11 protein-coding genes are annotated in these 15850 nt (G+C 47.5%); 1 reads left to right on the top strand and 10 read right to left on the bottom strand.

Annotated features, from left to right (window positions below; all coding sequences use genetic code 11):
* Positions 1–248: 248 nt before the first annotated feature.
* Entirely contained in the window at positions 249–1625 is a 1377-nt protein-coding gene (locus tag ACOGW3_RS19935) for a sigma-54-dependent transcriptional regulator (protein WP_419904552.1), read from the bottom strand.
* Positions 1618–3312 (bottom strand): sensor histidine kinase, encoded by a 1695-nt coding sequence (locus tag ACOGW3_RS19930; RefSeq protein WP_419904551.1) that lies wholly within the window; start codon positions 3310–3312, stop codon positions 1618–1620. The genes ACOGW3_RS19935 and ACOGW3_RS19930 overlap by 8 nt, the downstream gene beginning before the upstream one ends.
* A 659-nt stretch (positions 3313–3971) precedes the next feature.
* Between ACOGW3_RS19930 and ACOGW3_RS19925 the strand changes: the two genes are divergently transcribed.
* The gene (locus ACOGW3_RS19925) at positions 3972–4478 is read left to right on the top strand and encodes a hypothetical protein (protein WP_419904550.1); all 507 of its coding nucleotides are present in this window, start codon (positions 3972–3974) and stop codon (positions 4476–4478) included.
* 117 nt (positions 4479–4595) lie between these two features.
* Here the strand turns inward: ACOGW3_RS19925 and guaD are convergent, their stop codons facing one another.
* The 8 genes from guaD to xdhA form a co-directional block, all read right to left on the bottom strand.
* Positions 4596–5918: a guanine deaminase gene (gene guaD / locus ACOGW3_RS19920; protein ID WP_419904549.1), complete on the bottom strand. Its 1323-nt coding sequence runs from the start codon at positions 5916–5918 to the stop codon at positions 4596–4598.
* A gap of 255 nt (positions 5919–6173) precedes the next feature.
* On the bottom strand, positions 6174–7286 hold the full coding sequence (locus ACOGW3_RS19915; protein ID WP_419904548.1) for a BMP family ABC transporter substrate-binding protein: 1113 nt from the start codon (positions 7284–7286) through the stop codon (positions 6174–6176).
* Between the two features lie 66 nt (positions 7287–7352).
* Positions 7353–8273 (bottom strand): ABC transporter permease, encoded by a 921-nt coding sequence (locus tag ACOGW3_RS19910; protein ID WP_419904547.1) that lies wholly within the window; start codon positions 8271–8273, stop codon positions 7353–7355.
* 5 nt (positions 8274–8278) lie between these two features.
* A complete protein-coding gene (locus tag ACOGW3_RS19905; RefSeq protein WP_419904546.1) occupies positions 8279–9367 on the bottom strand; it encodes an ABC transporter permease in 1089 nt (362 codons plus the stop codon).
* Positions 9364–10962, bottom strand: a complete 1599-nt coding sequence (locus tag ACOGW3_RS19900) for an ABC transporter ATP-binding protein (RefSeq protein ID WP_419904545.1) — start codon at positions 10960–10962, stop codon at positions 9364–9366. The genes ACOGW3_RS19905 and ACOGW3_RS19900 overlap by 4 nt, the downstream gene beginning before the upstream one ends.
* Before the next feature lie 90 nt (positions 10963–11052).
* The gene (gene xdhC / locus ACOGW3_RS19895; RefSeq protein ID WP_419904544.1) at positions 11053–12039 is read right to left on the bottom strand and encodes a xanthine dehydrogenase accessory protein XdhC; all 987 of its coding nucleotides are present in this window, start codon (positions 12037–12039) and stop codon (positions 11053–11055) included.
* A 2-nt stretch (positions 12040–12041) separates the two neighbouring features.
* Positions 12042–14378 (bottom strand): xanthine dehydrogenase molybdopterin binding subunit, encoded by a 2337-nt coding sequence (gene xdhB / locus ACOGW3_RS19890; RefSeq protein ID WP_419904543.1) that lies wholly within the window; start codon positions 14376–14378, stop codon positions 12042–12044.
* A 4-nt stretch (positions 14379–14382) separates the two neighbouring features.
* Entirely contained in the window at positions 14383–15849 is a 1467-nt protein-coding gene (gene xdhA / locus ACOGW3_RS19885) for a xanthine dehydrogenase small subunit (RefSeq protein ID WP_419904542.1), read from the bottom strand.
* Position 15850 lies beyond the last annotated feature (1 nt).

Raw genomic sequence — 15850 nt, 5'->3', positions numbered from 1 at the left:
ATATAATCTGTTCATCTTTGTTTTGGCTTGTTGTTTTTATTGCCAAATATAACGCCTATTGTTGCAGGAAGAATGCCAGTTTGGATCTCGCGAGGCAATAAAATGGAATTTCCATGTAATGCTTATTTTCCGGGGCGGCCACGGCAATCGTATTTTGTAAATTTAAAAGGCTATGATGCGGCGCACTTGCGGATATCCGCAAGATGCCAAAAATGGCCTGCGGATATCCGCAGGCTACGAGCTAAATTTTAAATAAAGTTGGTGCGATTGATATCGTATTTGACCAGCTTTTCATTCAGGGTTCGCCGACCGATGCCAAGGGCACTCGCGACAGTTTCCATATCCCCAACATGATTTTCCAAGGCTTTAATAATCAACTGGCGCTCGTAGCTGTTCATTGCATCACGTAGGTTTTCAGGCTCGTCGGTATTTCCTGTGCTGAAAGTCAAAGCATCGGATACGGTGCCGCGGCCACGACGATTAGCGAGAACACGGCGCTCAGCCACCTGGCGTAATTCGCGTACATTACCAGGCCATTCATGAGACAGAAGCGTGAGCACATCCTCTGAGTTCAGTGATGGCACCATGGTGCCATAGGTAGCCGCATACTCGGTGAGGAAATGGGTGAAAATTAGAGTGATATCATCACGTAAACTACGCAAAGGTGGCAAATCTAGCACCAGTGTGTTCAGGCGATAATATAGGTCTTCACGAAAACGGCCCTCAGCAACCGCTTCTTCTAAATTCTCGTTGGTCGCAGAAACGACCCGAATATCGATCTTCTCTGCGCGCGTACTGCCAACCGCGATTACTTCACGCGTTTCCAAAGCTCGCAACAACTTTGCCTGTTGGTCAAGTGGGCAGGCCCCGAGTTCATCAAGGAAAAGCGTTCCCTTGTTTGCACTGGCGAAATAGCCTTTTGAAGCATTGGTCGCCCCCGTAAAGGCGCCAGCCACATGACCAAACATACTGGCTTCGAACAGGTTTTCAGGAATGGCCGCACAATTAACGGCCACAAAGGGTCCCGACACGCGGGGACTGAGGTCATGAATGGCACGGGCGACCACTTCTTTGCCTGTTCCAGTTTCCCCCAGAACCATGATGGTGGCTTCGGTATCGGCGACATTGCGAATATCTTCTTTGAGATCCACCATGAGTGTTGTATCGCCTAACAACACATGATCGAGCCCTGAAAGCTGTGAAATACGGTCTCGCAAAGAGTTATTTTCCAGCGCCAACCGATGTGCTTCGGCTGCATGACGCAAGGCTGTGACTAAGCGTGCGGGCTCAAAGGGTTTTTCAAGGAAACTATAGGCCCCTTTCTGCATGGCCTCTACCGCCATAGGAACATCCCCATGGGCGGAGATCAGCAAAACGGGTAACAAAGGATGTTCTTTTTGCAGGTTATCTAGTAGTTCCAGGCCGCTCATCCCGGGCATGCGCACATCGGTAACCAGGACATCCGCCGTCACGTCTGAGCCTAGACCTTCAAGTGCAGCCTTGCCATTGGCAAAGAAAACTGTGTCACAGCCAGCTTTCCCCAGAAAAAGTTCCAAAGATTCTCGCATTTCACGGTCATCATCAACAATTGCGACGAGAAAATTTTGGCTCTCTTGTTTATCCATCTAAATTCTCACCTGTCATGATTGCGGGAATAATCATTGAAAATTCAGCCCCACCAGTTTTACGTGTTCTTGCTTTTAACTCGCCGCTATGGTCTTCGACGATAGACGCCGAAATTGCAAGCCCAAGCCCCATACCTTCGCCAGAGGCTTTGGTGGTGACAAAGGATTCAAAGAGTTGATCTGCCAACTCTTCGGGAAGGCCGGGGCCGCGGTCCAAAACATTTACATAGACTTTACCTGTGTCGCTCAACAGTTTGATTTCCAATGAGTGTTCGTTATTTTCCTTCATTGCATCCAGACTATTACGAAGAAGGTTGATCAATACTTGCTCCAGACGCAATCGATCCCCACGTACAATCAAAGGGGTATTGGGCTGATCGATGAGCATTTCCACCTGAGCCAAATGGATATCCCCCGCCATGATTTCACGCACACCTGAGATGACATCCCGTAGATCAACATCTTCGAATACGTCTCCACCGGGGCGGGCAAAAAATTTCAATTGTTTGGTGATCTGTCCCATGCGAGCCACAAGACGGTTTAAACGCTGCATCACATCGCGGGATTCATTATCCATGTTACTACCGGGTAAATCTGCCACAGCCAAATAGTTCTGCATGGCTGAAAGTGGTTGCCCTAACTCGTGTGACACAGATGCGGATAATTCCCCTAATGCCGCAAGCTTACTCGCCTGTTTCAATTCCTTTTGCGTACGTGCCAATCGTTTTTCGGCACGGCGTCGATCTTCAATTTCTCTCTCGAGCTCTTCATTTAAAATTCTGAGGCTTCGGCTATCTTCCTCTGAGGCCCGCAGGGCACGTTTGATCCGCTCTGAACGCAGGATCAAATAGGCAGCCAGAAACAAGCTCATGATAATACTGGCAATCAATAATGCGCGTTGGCTTCTTTGAAGTATCACATCCTTGTCAGCCAGATAGTGAAGCTTCCATTTCATATCAGGAATTTCAGAGACATGGTGAAGGTAATTCACTTTCCCCAAACGCATTTCGTCGTGATCCAAAAATGCCACATCCAAAGGAGAGAGAGGTTTATTCGCGAATTGGCGTTCCTCTTCTATATGAGCACGGGTTCCCGCACTCAAAGGCTCAAGTGTTTGGTAATTCCATGAGGTATTTGAGGAGAGCACGACAACGCCATCCTCGTTTGAGGCAAACAGTTTCTCGCCGCCCTCAGACCAGGAGTCTGTTAAGGGGCTTAGGTCAACCTTCATCGCCACGACACCAATCACCTGTCCTTCGATATCTCGGACCGCCTCGGAAACAAAATATCCCGGTAAATTTGTGGTGACGCCAATGGCAAAAAATTCGCCTCGATTACCCTTTAGAGCCGTATGAAAATAGGGGCGAAAGCCATAATTTTTGCCAACATACGTTGGTGTTTTTCGCCAGTTTGAAGCCGCGATGGTCAAACCCTCGGTATTCATTACGTAAAGAGCGTCCACCTGGGCCTGCTTCGCAAATGTTTCCAAGCGTAGGTTTAGCACTCTGGTGCTGCCAGCTTCTAAACCTTTCACAACAACCGTGTCACGTGCCAATACGAACGGCAGATGCTGATAGCGCTCAAGTGCGGAAACCAGGGAGGAATTATAAAGCGCAGCCCGATCTGACACCCGCTCAAATTCACTTTGCCAATAAACCTGCCGGGCCACGCCATAGACTGTTGTCAATATGAGAGCGGCAACCAGAAAGGTGATTAATCTAAGGATAATTTTGCGCTGCATTAGGAAACGAAACAATTGATGGCTTAACCTTTAATCCAAACCGATCTCATCTGTAATCGATGAGAGGATTAGACATGATAATGATATCCAGCAAAAAATAAACCTGTGTAGGGTTTCTTCCCAGATAACTCTTGTGGGAAAATCAGGCGATAACGTCAATTTTTGCACCTTTTGCCTCTTTTATAGTGTCATCACGTAATATGTACAGGCTTGGTATTTCTCTGAAGAATCATAACAATCTTTGGGTATGTAAGAATTTTGTGTTGAGTCGTACTGAAAGCATAAAAAGGATATTCTGCACCCGATTTGAAATTTGCTAAAATTAAGATAGTCTTTTTGCAGTTTGAGACCGGGAGACCGAAGTATGTAAAGACGTAAATGAACGAGTGAGATGAAGGGCCTGATTGTTTTGTCTGGGCTGAAGGGACAATCTGTTAGCGATATATGCACTGAGCACGGTATCAGCCAGATGCAAATTATCAGTGGCAAGACCAGCTTCTGTCGAATGCTTTGAAAGCCTTTGGTTTGAATTAAAAGAAAGCGAACCGTGGCTATGAAGCGGGGATTTTGTAACAGTGGAGCTTGTTTAAAAGGCTATTAAATATATGACATATTTCAAAGATTTATCTGAATATTCCTACTTTCAAGAATATAATAGACCAAACACGGTGAATATTGGCTGGCTAGAAAATGGACGAAAGTTTCAAAAAGAAACTCCAACAGAAGAGTTTCTAAATCGATTATGGTCTCTTTGTTCCGTATCTGTAGCAGGATCAAGGGGGTTACACAGCTGTGATCTTTGTTCTGATAGCATTTTTATAGTGAATGAGGAACGAAATGGAACTAGCTATTGTTTGGGTAGTTCTGAAATTAGAGTTTTTTCAGATAATGGTATGATATATGCCTCTCCAAATATAATTTATCACTATGTTAAAAAGCATAAGTACAACCCCCCAGAAGAGTTTATTAATGCTGTACTTAGTAGCCCTATACCGCCAGACCCTAAATACTTTAAAATTCTTCATCTTCATGAGTTGGAGTGGCGAAATACACCGCCTAGAAATGATAATAAAATATTAAAACCTTATAGAAAAAATAAGAAAAGAATTTGAGAGAAGGGATACTATCCCTTCTCTCAAATAGGGGATTGATCTCATACAGCTTATTTTTTCCACTGGCGTATCTATCTATAAGTAGCTTATGTTAAAAGTGTTTATATATAGCTCATATCATCCCTGATATACTCTCTCACCCGCCACATAAGTGGCTGAAACCGCGCGGTCATCACCGAGAATCATGAGGGAGAAGAGGACGTCTTCGAGGTTTTCTGATACTTCCTGACGGCTTGCCAGAACGGGAGTACTCTTTGGATCCAGCACAACGATGTCAGCGAATTTCCCTGCATCTAAACTGCCGATTTCGCCGTCGAGTTTCAATTGTTTAGCGTTACCGAGAGTCGCGAGATAGAACGCGTCGTAGGCAGTAATCTTTCGGCCTTTAAGCATGGCAACTTTGTAGGCTTCACCCAAAGTTTGCAGCATGGAATAGCTGGTGCCGCCGCCGACGTCTGTGGCAACGCCGACGCCAACCGGGCGTTCTGATTTACCGAGATGATCGATATCGAACAGGCCAGAGCCTAAGAAGTTGTTCGATGTTGGGCAGTGAACCACAGTGGAACCACTTTCTGACAGGCGGGTGCATTCGCGGTCGGACAAGTGGATGCCGTGGGCGAAGAAGGAATTTTCACCAAGGAGATTAAAGTGATCGTAGACGTCCGTGTAATCCTTGGACCACGGGAACTGTTTTTGCACCGTTGCGATTTCGCCTGCACTTTCAGACAGATGGGTTTGCATCAGGCAATCAGGGTTATCTTTGTAGAGGTCGCCCGTAACCTGAAGCTGTGCATCAGTTGACGTCACAGCAAAGCGAGGTGTGATCGCATACTTCAATCGGCCTTTACCATTCCACTTGTTGATCAATTCTTGAGAATCTCGGCCTGCTGTCTCTGGCGTGTCCAAAACGTTGTCAGGGGCGAGGCGGTCCATCATGGTTTTACCCGTGATCATCGCCATGCCGCGCTTTTCAGCAGCAGCAAACAGTGTGTCTGCACAGGTCTTGTGTACGGAGCAGAAGGCGAGGGACGAGGTGGTGCCATTAGCAAACAGGCGATCAATGAAAAACTCGGCAGCTTTAGCTGCGTATTCTTCGGAACAATAACGGGCTTCTTCTGGGAAGGTGAACCGGTTCAGCCAATCGAGCAGATCTTTACCGGGTGCGGCCAGGATACGGTTTTGTGGAAAGTGAATATGTGGATCGATAAAGCCCGGCAGGATCAATTTGTCATCATAATCATCGCAAGGCAGATCTTTGAATTCGATCGGAAGGTTTGCAAAAGCACCTTGCCAGATAATATTTCCTGACGTGCTGATAACCACAGCACCCTTGGCCTCATAAGAGACAGAGTTTTCTTGCCCTGCTACCCGTGGGTTCGCCTTGAAATTAACGGTGGCTCCGCGCAGGATTTTGTCTGCTTGCTGATCGGTATTGGTCATGACGTGGGCCTTATCTTAACACGCTGGATTATTCGGCGCGCCGGAAGATCCGGCAGACGCGGTTACAAACTTTTGGTACAGAACTCATTTTATGGTGTTGTCAGCCGGGGGATAATCATAATCCCGCGCCGTACTGAGCTATATTCTATCTTTTCGATTGGGCACCAGCCTCAATTTTTATTAAGGCTGGTGTTCTTCCCAAACTTTTCTTCGAAACCCTACTATCGATAAAGTTTCTGTATTTCCTAAGTAACCTTAATTCGGCAACTTATCATCAACACCTTGGACGTACCAGTTCATGCCTAGGAGTTCTCCAACAGCAACGGTCTCGCCTTCTTTAGCTGCAACTGTGCCATCTTGTTTCGTGATTGGTCCTTGGAAGGGGTGTAATTCACCAGATGTGATTTTTGCCTCGGTTTCCTGAGCAGCTTTTTTTACATCATCAGGAAGGTTTGTATACTCAGCCATCACAACCATTTTCTCATTGAGGCCACCCCAGGTGTCTTCTGATTTCCAAGTGCCATCAAGAGCTGCTTGAGTACGGTTGATATAATAAGAAGCCCAGTCGTCGATAATTGATGTGTACTGTGCCTTAGGTGCAAAAGCAGCCATGTCTGATGCTTGACCAAAACCATGCACGCCTTGCTCACCAGCAATCTGAAGAGGGGCGGTAGAATCAGTGTGTTGAGTGATGATATCGGCGCCCTGGCCAATAAGAACCTTCGCAGCATCGGCTTCTTTACCTGGGTCAAACCAGGAATTAACCCAAACAACTTTAAGTTTGAAATCAGGATTTATGGACTGGGCACCAAGCATAAAAGCATTGATACCACGCACAACTTCTGGAATTGGGAAAGAAGCTATATATCCTGCAACACCTGATTTGGATTGCTTGGCAGCAATCTGACCGATGATGTAGCGGCCTTCGTAGAACCGAGAAGAATAGGTAGAAACGTTATCTGAACGTTTATACCCTGTTGCATGTTCAAACTTTACATCCGGGAAGCGTTTGGCAACTTTAAGAGTTGGTTCCATAAAACCAAAGGACGTTGTAAATATCAACTTGGATCCATCACGCACCATACGTTCAATCGCGCGTTCAGCGTCTGGGCCTTCGGCTACATTTTCAACGTAGGTGGTTTCAACTTTATCGCCAAAAGCTTTTTCAACTTCTTGGCGACCTTGGTCGTGTTGATAAGACCAACCGTGATCACCGACTGGACCGACGTAAACAAATCCAACTTTAAGTTTCTCAGCAGCATCGCCGCCAGCAACTTGTTCTCCGCCTGGCTTTTGCATGTTGAGGTAATAATAAGCGCCTGCTGCCACCAATGCGATGACGACGATTGCTCCCAGTATTTTATTCATTAGATATTCCTCCCCGAATGGGTCTAAAAATGTATGGTCTCAGGACGAAACTTTGTTTAAATCCAGTTATCTATCCGGAACAAAGGATTGACCAATACAGGCTGGTGTATTTACACGAGTAAGTGTCTTGTTTCCAGAGATAATAACCAGAGCGATTATTGTGACAAGGTACGGTAAAGACGATAGGAACTGTGATGGTATACCGAACCCGAGCGCCTGTACATAGAGGCCCATGATCCAGACGGCACCAAAGAGGTAAGCCCCGATTGCCAAACGTTTAGGTAGCCAGGTTGAAAAGACAACCAGTGCCAAGGCAATCCAGCCACGACCAGCAGTCATATTTTCAATCCACTGTGGTGTGTAGGCAAGGGACAGATAAGCCCCGGCCAAACCAGAACAGGCGCCGCCAAATAATATACAGGCATACCGTACGGCAATGACGTTGTATCCGAGTGCGTGAGCTGAATTGTGGTTGTCGCCAACAGAACGAATGATCAAACCTGTTCTGGTTTTAAACAAAACATATGTCGTTCCAAAAATAAGGGCGATAGAGGTATATACCAGAATGTCCTGACCAAAGATAATCGCACCAATAAACGGTATTGAAGTCAATAAGGGAACATCAATTTGGCCAAGTTTTACGCCGGGAAGACCAACATAGGCTTCACCGATCAAACCGGATAATCCAAGCCCCAGTAGGGTAAGGGCTAAACCTGTGGCAACTTGATTTGTGGCCAGAGTTTGCGTCATGAAGGCAAATATCAGCGCCATTACCATTCCACCCGCAACTCCAGCGATGATACCAAGTAGGGGAGATCCGGTTTCATATGCCACAGCAAATCCGCAGACGGCCCCCATGACCATCATACCTTCAACCCCAAGGTTGAGAACACCTGATCTTTCAGTGACAAGTTCGCCGATGGCTGCCAGCAACAAGGGTGTTGAGGCGGTGATAATCGTGAGAATGATTGCTTGTGTTGCATCCATTGGTCTTACTCCGCCGCTACTGATTGTTGTTGTTTCGTCGAGCTCAACATTTTAATCCGATAGAGGATCAATGTGTCACAAGCGAGAATAAAAAAGAGCAGTACGCCCTGGAATACCTGCGCCGTTTTATCGGACACACCCAGAGAAATCTGCGCAGCCTCGCCACCGATATAGGTTATGGCCAGCATAATCCCGGCGAAAAGAACTCCTATAGGATTTAAACGACCTAAGAAGGCGACGATGATGGCGGTGAAACCATAACCTGGAGATATACTCGTTTGTAATTGACCGCTGGGGCCTGCGACTTCGCCGATACCGGCAATACCCGCAAGACCACCTGAAAGAAGGAGGCAAAACCAAACGATTTTTTTGCGAGAGAACCCCGCGAAACGCCCCGCACGTGGTGCATTCCCGATGACCAGTATTTCAAAGCCTTTAAGAGTTCTGTTCATCAGCACGGTCAAGATAATGACAGTGATCACGGCAAGAATAATACCAATGTGAACACGTCCACTTCCTAGAGTGGGGAGTAGCTGCCAACCTTCAAACGCAATGGATTGGGGGAAGTTAAAGCCCTGGGGATCACGCCATGGGCCACGAACAACCCAGTCGAGAATAAGTTGGGCAATATATACCAACATCAGTGACGTCAGGATTTCATTGGCATTAAATCGATTTTTCAAAAAAGCCGGAATAGCAGCAAAGGCTGCTCCGCCGAGGGCACCCATAATAAGCATAATCACTAAGGCGAGCGGCGACTGCCAGGAAGAAAATACGATCGGTACAAAAGATCCGGCGAGAGCCCCCATAGTGAGCTGACCTTCTGCACCAATGTTCCAGACATTAGCCATATAACACACAGAAAGACCTGCACCGATCAAAATGAGGGGTGCTGCTTTAACCAGCACTTCCTCGATAGACCATAGAGACGTTATCGGTTCAATAAAATATACAAACAGTGCGGAAAAGGGGTTAAGACCCTGTACTGCAAAGATTATGGCTCCGGTGATCACTGTCAAAGCAATCGCCAATATTGGAGACATAAGCGTCATGAGTTCCGAATGTTCGGAACGCTTTTCTAGGACTAATTTCATGCGCTTACCTTCTCGTCTTGACGGGTGGTTTTCTTTTCGTGTTCGCCAGCCATCAGCAAGCCAATTTTTTCAAGTGACAGACCACTGGACGCATAGGTATCAGAAAGTTGTCCACGGGATATAACGGCAATGCGATCGGCCACTTCAAAAATCTCATCAAGATCCTGGGAAATAACCAAAACTGCAGAACCAGCCAACGAGAGATCAATCATGGCCTGACGGATCAAGGCTGCTGCACCGGCATCAACCCCCCATGTAGGTTGATTGATAACCAGAACCCGTGGTTTGCGATCTAATTCTCGGCCAACAACAAATTTTTGCAAGTTCCCGCCGGAAAGGGATCGAGCTTCAGGATCAGGTTTACCCTTACGGACATCATAATCGCGGGTAATGCGTTCGTTGATGGCAACCGCGCTTTCCCGGTCAAGGAAACCTGATTTTGCCAAGCCGTCATCATCGGAATGTCGGGTAAGAACAATATTTTCCGATAGAGAAAGCCCCGGTACCGCACCATGGCCAAGGCGTTCTTCAGGAACAAACCCTGCACCGTTTTTACGCCGTGTTGTTATATGATCCAAACCACTGTCACGCCCATCAATATGGATAGTTGCGGCAGAATTGGCGATGCGTTCGCCAGAAATAGCATCAAACAGTTCGGACTGACCGTTCCCGGCAACCCCAGCAATAGCCACGACTTCACCAGCTTTAACATCCAGATTGATGTCGAGTAGGGAAACGCCAAAAGGCCCGTCAGCTTCTTGAGAGAGATTATTGAGCTTTAGAAGTGTTTCACCAGGGTTATATTCGCGGTTGGCGTTAATAGCGTGGACATCCGCGCCAACCATAAGCCGGGCAAGACTAGCGGCGGTTTCTTGTTGAGGATCAACGTGTCCCACAACTTTACCCATACGGAGGATTGTCGCGTCGTGGCAAAGTCTTTTGACTTCATCCAGTCTGTGAGAAATATAAAGGACCGCACAGCCTTCGCTTGCGAGGCGCTCAAGAGTGAGGAATAACTGGTCAGCTTCTTGTGGCGTCAGAACGGCTGTAGGCTCATCCATAATGAGCAACCGCGGTTCTTGCAGCAGACAGCGCACGATCTCAATCCGTTGACGTTCGCCAACAGAAAGATCTGCAACCAGAGCAGTTGGTTCTAGAGGCAGGCCATATTCTTGAGAAACTTCAGAAATCTTTTCGGAAAGATCTTTAATATCAGTGTCTTTGGGAAGGGCTAGTGCGATGTTTTCAGCAACATTCAAAGCTTCGAAAAGTGAAAAGTGTTGGAATACCATGCCAACGCCAAGGTTACGCGCCGCGGCAGGATTGGGGATACTAACTTTATCACCGAGCCAGTAGAGTTCGCCTTCAGTTGGCTGAATTGACCCGTAAATGATTTTTACCAGAGTGGATTTTCCGGCCCCATTTTCACCGAGCAAAGCATGGATTTCGCCAGGTGCAATCTTCAGGGTAACATCATCATTCGCGGCAAGGTCACCGTACATTTTGGTGATACCACGCGCTTCAAGCAGATACTCTGCCGAGGCCGCAGTGCCACCTTTTGTGGATATATTTTTCCCCAACGTGAGGCCCTCCATTAGCCTTATTATTCCCTGTTCTGTAAGTTTTTAACTCTCCGGTTTTTAACTTACTAGTTTTAATTCGTTTTTCTTGTGTTATTTATCCAGCTACCGTTCTTGGGCGATCTTTAATGCCGGAAGTTGTTGCTTTGAAACGAGTTCTTCATCCCGCACCAATAGTTCCGCAATTACAGATGCTGCTATTGCGGCTGGGTGTTTTGAATTAATGCCCTCAATACCAATAGGGCAGACCAGTTTTTCAATCGTATCGCTTCCCAGACCTGCATTTCTCAGCCGATTTCGGAAACGGGCTTTTTTCGTTGCTGAACCGATAACACCAACATAGCCAAATCTGTCTTCAGAGAGTGCCGCGTTGACCAGATCCAAATCGAGAGAATGACTGTGGGTCAATATCACAACAAAGGCACCATCCGGAGCCTTACTAAGTGTGCTGACGGGCGAAGGCGTGAAGACCTTGGTCACGTTCCCCGGTACAATTGAGGGAAGGGCATTCTCGCGTGAATCAATCCATGTCAGATCAAAATCCAGGCTTGCCATGCTCAACATCATCGCCCGACCAACGTGCCCAGCCCCGAAAAGATAGACACTGCGTTTTTTCTGTCCAAAGCTTTCGTATAAATGACCATCAGAAGATATTGAAACGTGGGTCAAATCATTCGAAACATCGGGATCGATCATCCGATTAATTTTATTCGCAGTTATATGCCCAATAGTGGAAAAGGGGCCTAAACTCTCTTGTGCTGCTAGCAGCTGAACTTCAGGCAATTGAGATTTCTCAAATACCTCAATTGAAAGTTTGACGACACCACCGCAGCATTGCCCCAGTTCCGGGCCAAGGGCGTGTTTTTTCCAACTCAGTTGCGCCTCACTGTGGCGCATCAGTTTTTGCGCATCAGCCAACACACGCCATTCCAGAGTACCGCCGCCGATGGTGCCATGAAATCCACCATCCGGTCTTATGACCATGTGGGTTCCGGCTTCACGCGGAGCTGAGCCCAGCACTTCAACCATAGTCACCAAGGCACAACAGCTGTTTTCTCGCAGGTGTTTGGCAATGAGGGACCAGGTTTGCATGATTAGTTACCTGCCTGCATTTGTTTGACCGAACGCAGGATGTTTTCTGGGGTCGCCGGGGTATCAATTTGCGGAACGGATCCTGGTTTGAGGCTGGCGATGGCATTGGTAATTGCTGATGTCACGGCTGTCGCCAGCATAACGGGGGGCTCACCGACGGCTTTTGATCTATAGATCGTTTCTTCACGGTTTCCTGTTGAATTCCAGAGATTTACACGGAAGTCTTCAGGTATATCCGAGGCTGTCGGGATCTTATAAGTCGACGGTGCATGGGTTCTAAGTCGTCCTTGGTCATCATAGACCAGCTCTTCCGTCGTCAACCAGCCCATGCCCTGAACAAAACCACCTTCGATCTGGCCGATGTCAATGGCGGGATTAAGGGACTTACCGACATCGTGAAGGATATCAATGCGATCGACGGTCATTTCCCCGGTCAAGGTGTCGATGGTTACTTCAGCACAACAAGCGCCATAAGCAAAGTAGAGGAAAGGACGCCCGTCTTTGGTTTCGCGGTCCCATGTAATGTTCGGTGTCGCATAGTATCCCGTAGAAGACAGGGATACCCGATGCAAAAATGCCTGCTTGGTTAGCTCGGAAAAAGGAATTTCCTGATCACCAACTTGCACCATGTTCTTGGCAAAGGTGACCGTTCTTGCATCTACCTGATAAATTGTGGCGGCCAGATCAATGAGACGGTCTTTAATCGTTTCTGCAGCATATTTCGCTGCCATACCGTTCATGTCTGAGCCAGATGATGCGGCCGTTGGGGCGGTGTTTGGAACCTTGTCTGTCTTCGTCGCTGTGATCTTTACGTCGTCGAGATCAATACCGAATTCTTCGGCGACAACCTGTGCCACTTTGGTGTAGAGGCCTTGACCCATTTCAGTGCCGCCGTGGTTTACCTGAACGGAACCGTCGGTATAGACATGGACCAACGCACCAGCTTGGTTGAGGTGCTTGAGGGTAAAGGAGATACCAAACTTAATTGGGTTAAGGGCCAGACCCTTTTTAAGGAAAGGGCTGGTTTTGTTAAATTCGTTTAAGGCGTCACGGCGTTTACGATAGTCACTGGTTTGCTCCAGTTCTCCGACAAGTTCTTCGAGAATATTGTCTTCCACCTTCATGCCAAAAGGCGTGACATTGCGGCCTTCTTCACCGTAAAAGTTGACTTTGCGAACATCCAGAGGATCCATGCCGAGTTTAATGGCAATGCTGTCCATCATGCGTTCTGAAAAAACCATGCCTTGGGGACCACCGAAACCACGGAAGGCTGTATTGGAAACCGTGTTGGTTTTAACTCGCCGGGAGAAAATCCGGGCCTCAGGATAATAGTAGGAATTATCCGCGTGGAACATCGTCCGGTCATTCACCCCAAGAGATAAATCTGCAGAACAGCCACAACGCGACAGGAACTCAACGTCAACAGCTGAAAGTTTACCCTGATCGTCAAAACCGACTTGCCAGTCACAGCGTTGGTCATGACGCTTACCGGTCATGATCATATCATCATCGCGATCAAGGCGCATCTTGGCCGGACGTCCGGTGACGTGAGCAGCAAGGGCAGCAAGAGCTGACCACTGTGCGGCCTGAGATTCTTTACCACCAAATGCACCGCCCATCCGACGGCATTCACAAACAACAGAGGCATCACTGACACCCAGCATCTTAGCCACGGTGTGTTGAATTTCTGTTGGATGCTGAGTGGATGAATGAACCAGCATCTCGCCTTCATCACCTGGAATAGCCATAGATACCTGGCCTTCAAGGTAGAAATGTTCCTGTCCACCGATATGGAAGCTGTCTGAAATTTTATGCGGGGCTTTGTTAATGGCCTCAGCAGGAGAGCCTTTTAGAAACTCGTAGGGCGGCAGTACAGACGCATCTTGTTCTATACCGTCTTCGACCGTCACCATAGGTTTGGTTTCTTCGATTTCGATCTTGGCTAGTCTAACAGCTTTACGTGCTTCGAGATGACTTTCAGCAGCGACCGCAAAGATCACCTGACCGTGGAACAGGATATGGCCATCCGCCAATATCATGTCATCCCCCATCGCAGGGCTACAGTCATTTATGCCAGGAATGTCTTCCGCGGTTAAGACGGCGACAACGCCAGGGGCAGATTTAACAGCAGTTAGATCTAGTGATTTGATTTTACCACTTGTGGCCTGAGCGTAACCGGGTGCAAGGTGTAAAGTCCCCTTGGGCTCGCGAATGTCATCAATGTAAAGAGCGTTGCCTTTGATATGACGTTCGGCACTATCGTGTTTGTTAGATTTGCCAACAGTATCTGTTTGAACCTGTGTGGCCATATTTTCTTTTTCAGGAGATTTACGTAACATCGTTTTACACAGCCTCCCTGATACCGATAACACGGGTATTAGTTGTTGGGGTACCAGATGCCTCATGAAGTGCCTTTATGAGCAGACCCTTGGCAGCATCCATGCGGTATTCTGCCGAAGCTCGCATATCTGACATTGGTTTAAAATCCACCTCTAAGGCTGAGGCTGCCTTTTGCCAGTCGTCAAAATTGTTTAAATTCAGGCCGATCAGCATCTTTTCCGTTTCAGGGGCGCGTTTGGGGGTCGCTGCCATACCGCCATAAGCTACGCGTGCCTCACTAATAATGCCGTTTTCATGGCTGAACCGGAAGGCGGCGAGGGCGGCTGAGATATCCTGATCAAAGCGTTTCGAAATTTTATAACTACGCAGAGTTTGATTAGAGGCCAGCTTAGGAATGCGTACTTGAGAGACAAACTCACCTGCAACTCTATCCTGTTTGCCATAATCAACAAAGAAATCTTCCAATTCGATCTCTCTGATCTTATTCCCTTTTTGCAAGGTGAGTTTGGCACCCAAGGCAATTAAAAGTGGGGGACTGTCACCAATAGGGGAGCCGTTAGCAATGTTACCACCGATGGTTCCAGAAGCTCGAACCTGGGTAGAGCCAATCCGCCTGATAATTTCAGCAACATCAGGGTCAATTGTAGCTAAGCTATCAATGGCTTGGGCATAGGTCGCGCTGGCACCAATGACAATTTCATCGCCTTTGTCTTCAACAAGATCCAACCCTTCAACGCGGCCAAGGTGAATGATTTTGGGCAAATCGCGGAGTTGTTTGGTGATCCACAAGCCAACGTCTGTTGCCCCTGCAACGATGACGGCATCGGAATGTGTTTCGTATAGCGTGGCGAGGGAATTGATAGATGCAGGTGCAGCAAAAAAACTGATTTCATTCCCGACAAAAAGATCTTCACCATCGTCAATATTGTTAAGCAGGGTGGTTGTCGCTTCAAGGTTTTCTGCAAAACGATCTTCGGCTGATCCGGTACAGCTTTCAAGTGCGGCATCAATAATAGGTCGATAACCCGTGCAGCGACACAGATTGCCAGCGAGTTGGTTATTGATAGAATTACGATCAGCAGCTTTTTCAGCGTGGTAAAGCGTAAAAAGAGACATCACGATACCTGGAGTACAAAATCCGCACTGTGATCCATGGTGTTTGAGCATGGCATCTTGAACCGGGTGCATTCCCTCTTGGCCTTTTGACAGGTCATCAACGGTAATAACCTCTTTACCATCGAGCATGCCGAGCAACTGAATACAGCTGTTTACCGCTTGATATTCGAGTTTCCCATTGTTTACGCTGCCAACGGCTACAGTACAGGCACCACAGTCTCCTTCGCCACAGCCTTCTTTTGTGCCGCAGGATCCTTCACGCAAACGTAGGTAATCCAGCAGGGTTTCGTTTGGTCCCACATCCGTGAGCTCAACAGCTTTTCCATCCCGTACAAATTTGATGCTTTGACGCATT

Origin of the sequence: Kiloniella sp., from assembly GCF_965205715.1 — a bacterium.
Lineage (GTDB): Bacteria > Pseudomonadota > Alphaproteobacteria > Kiloniellales > Kiloniellaceae > Kiloniella.
The sequence above is the reverse complement of the archived record's forward strand: the minus strand, read 5'-3'. Positions and strand labels throughout refer to the sequence as shown.

Coding starts and splice junctions, on each gene's coding strand:
- ACOGW3_RS19935 (WP_419904552.1), bottom strand. CDS start 1,625: ATGGATAAACAAGAGAGCCAAAATTTTCTCGTCGCAATTGTTGATGAT.
- ACOGW3_RS19925 (WP_419904550.1), top strand. CDS start 3,972: ATGACATATTTCAAAGATTTATCTGAATATTCCTACTTTCAAGAATAT.
- guaD (WP_419904549.1), bottom strand. CDS start 5,918: ATGACCAATACCGATCAGCAAGCAGACAAAATCCTGCGCGGAGCCACC.
- ACOGW3_RS19915 (WP_419904548.1), bottom strand. CDS start 7,286: ATGAATAAAATACTGGGAGCAATCGTCGTCATCGCATTGGTGGCAGCA.
- ACOGW3_RS19910 (WP_419904547.1), bottom strand. CDS start 8,273: ATGGATGCAACACAAGCAATCATTCTCACGATTATCACCGCCTCAACA.
- ACOGW3_RS19905 (WP_419904546.1), bottom strand. CDS start 9,367: ATGAAATTAGTCCTAGAAAAGCGTTCCGAACATTCGGAACTCATGACG.
- ACOGW3_RS19900 (WP_419904545.1), bottom strand. CDS start 10,962: ATGGAGGGCCTCACGTTGGGGAAAAATATATCCACAAAAGGTGGCACT.
- xdhC (WP_419904544.1), bottom strand. CDS start 12,039: ATGCAAACCTGGTCCCTCATTGCCAAACACCTGCGAGAAAACAGCTGT.
- xdhB (WP_419904543.1), bottom strand. CDS start 14,378: ATGTTACGTAAATCTCCTGAAAAAGAAAATATGGCCACACAGGTTCAA.
- xdhA (WP_419904542.1), bottom strand. CDS start 15,849: ATGCGTCAAAGCATCAAATTTGTACGGGATGGAAAAGCTGTTGAGCTC.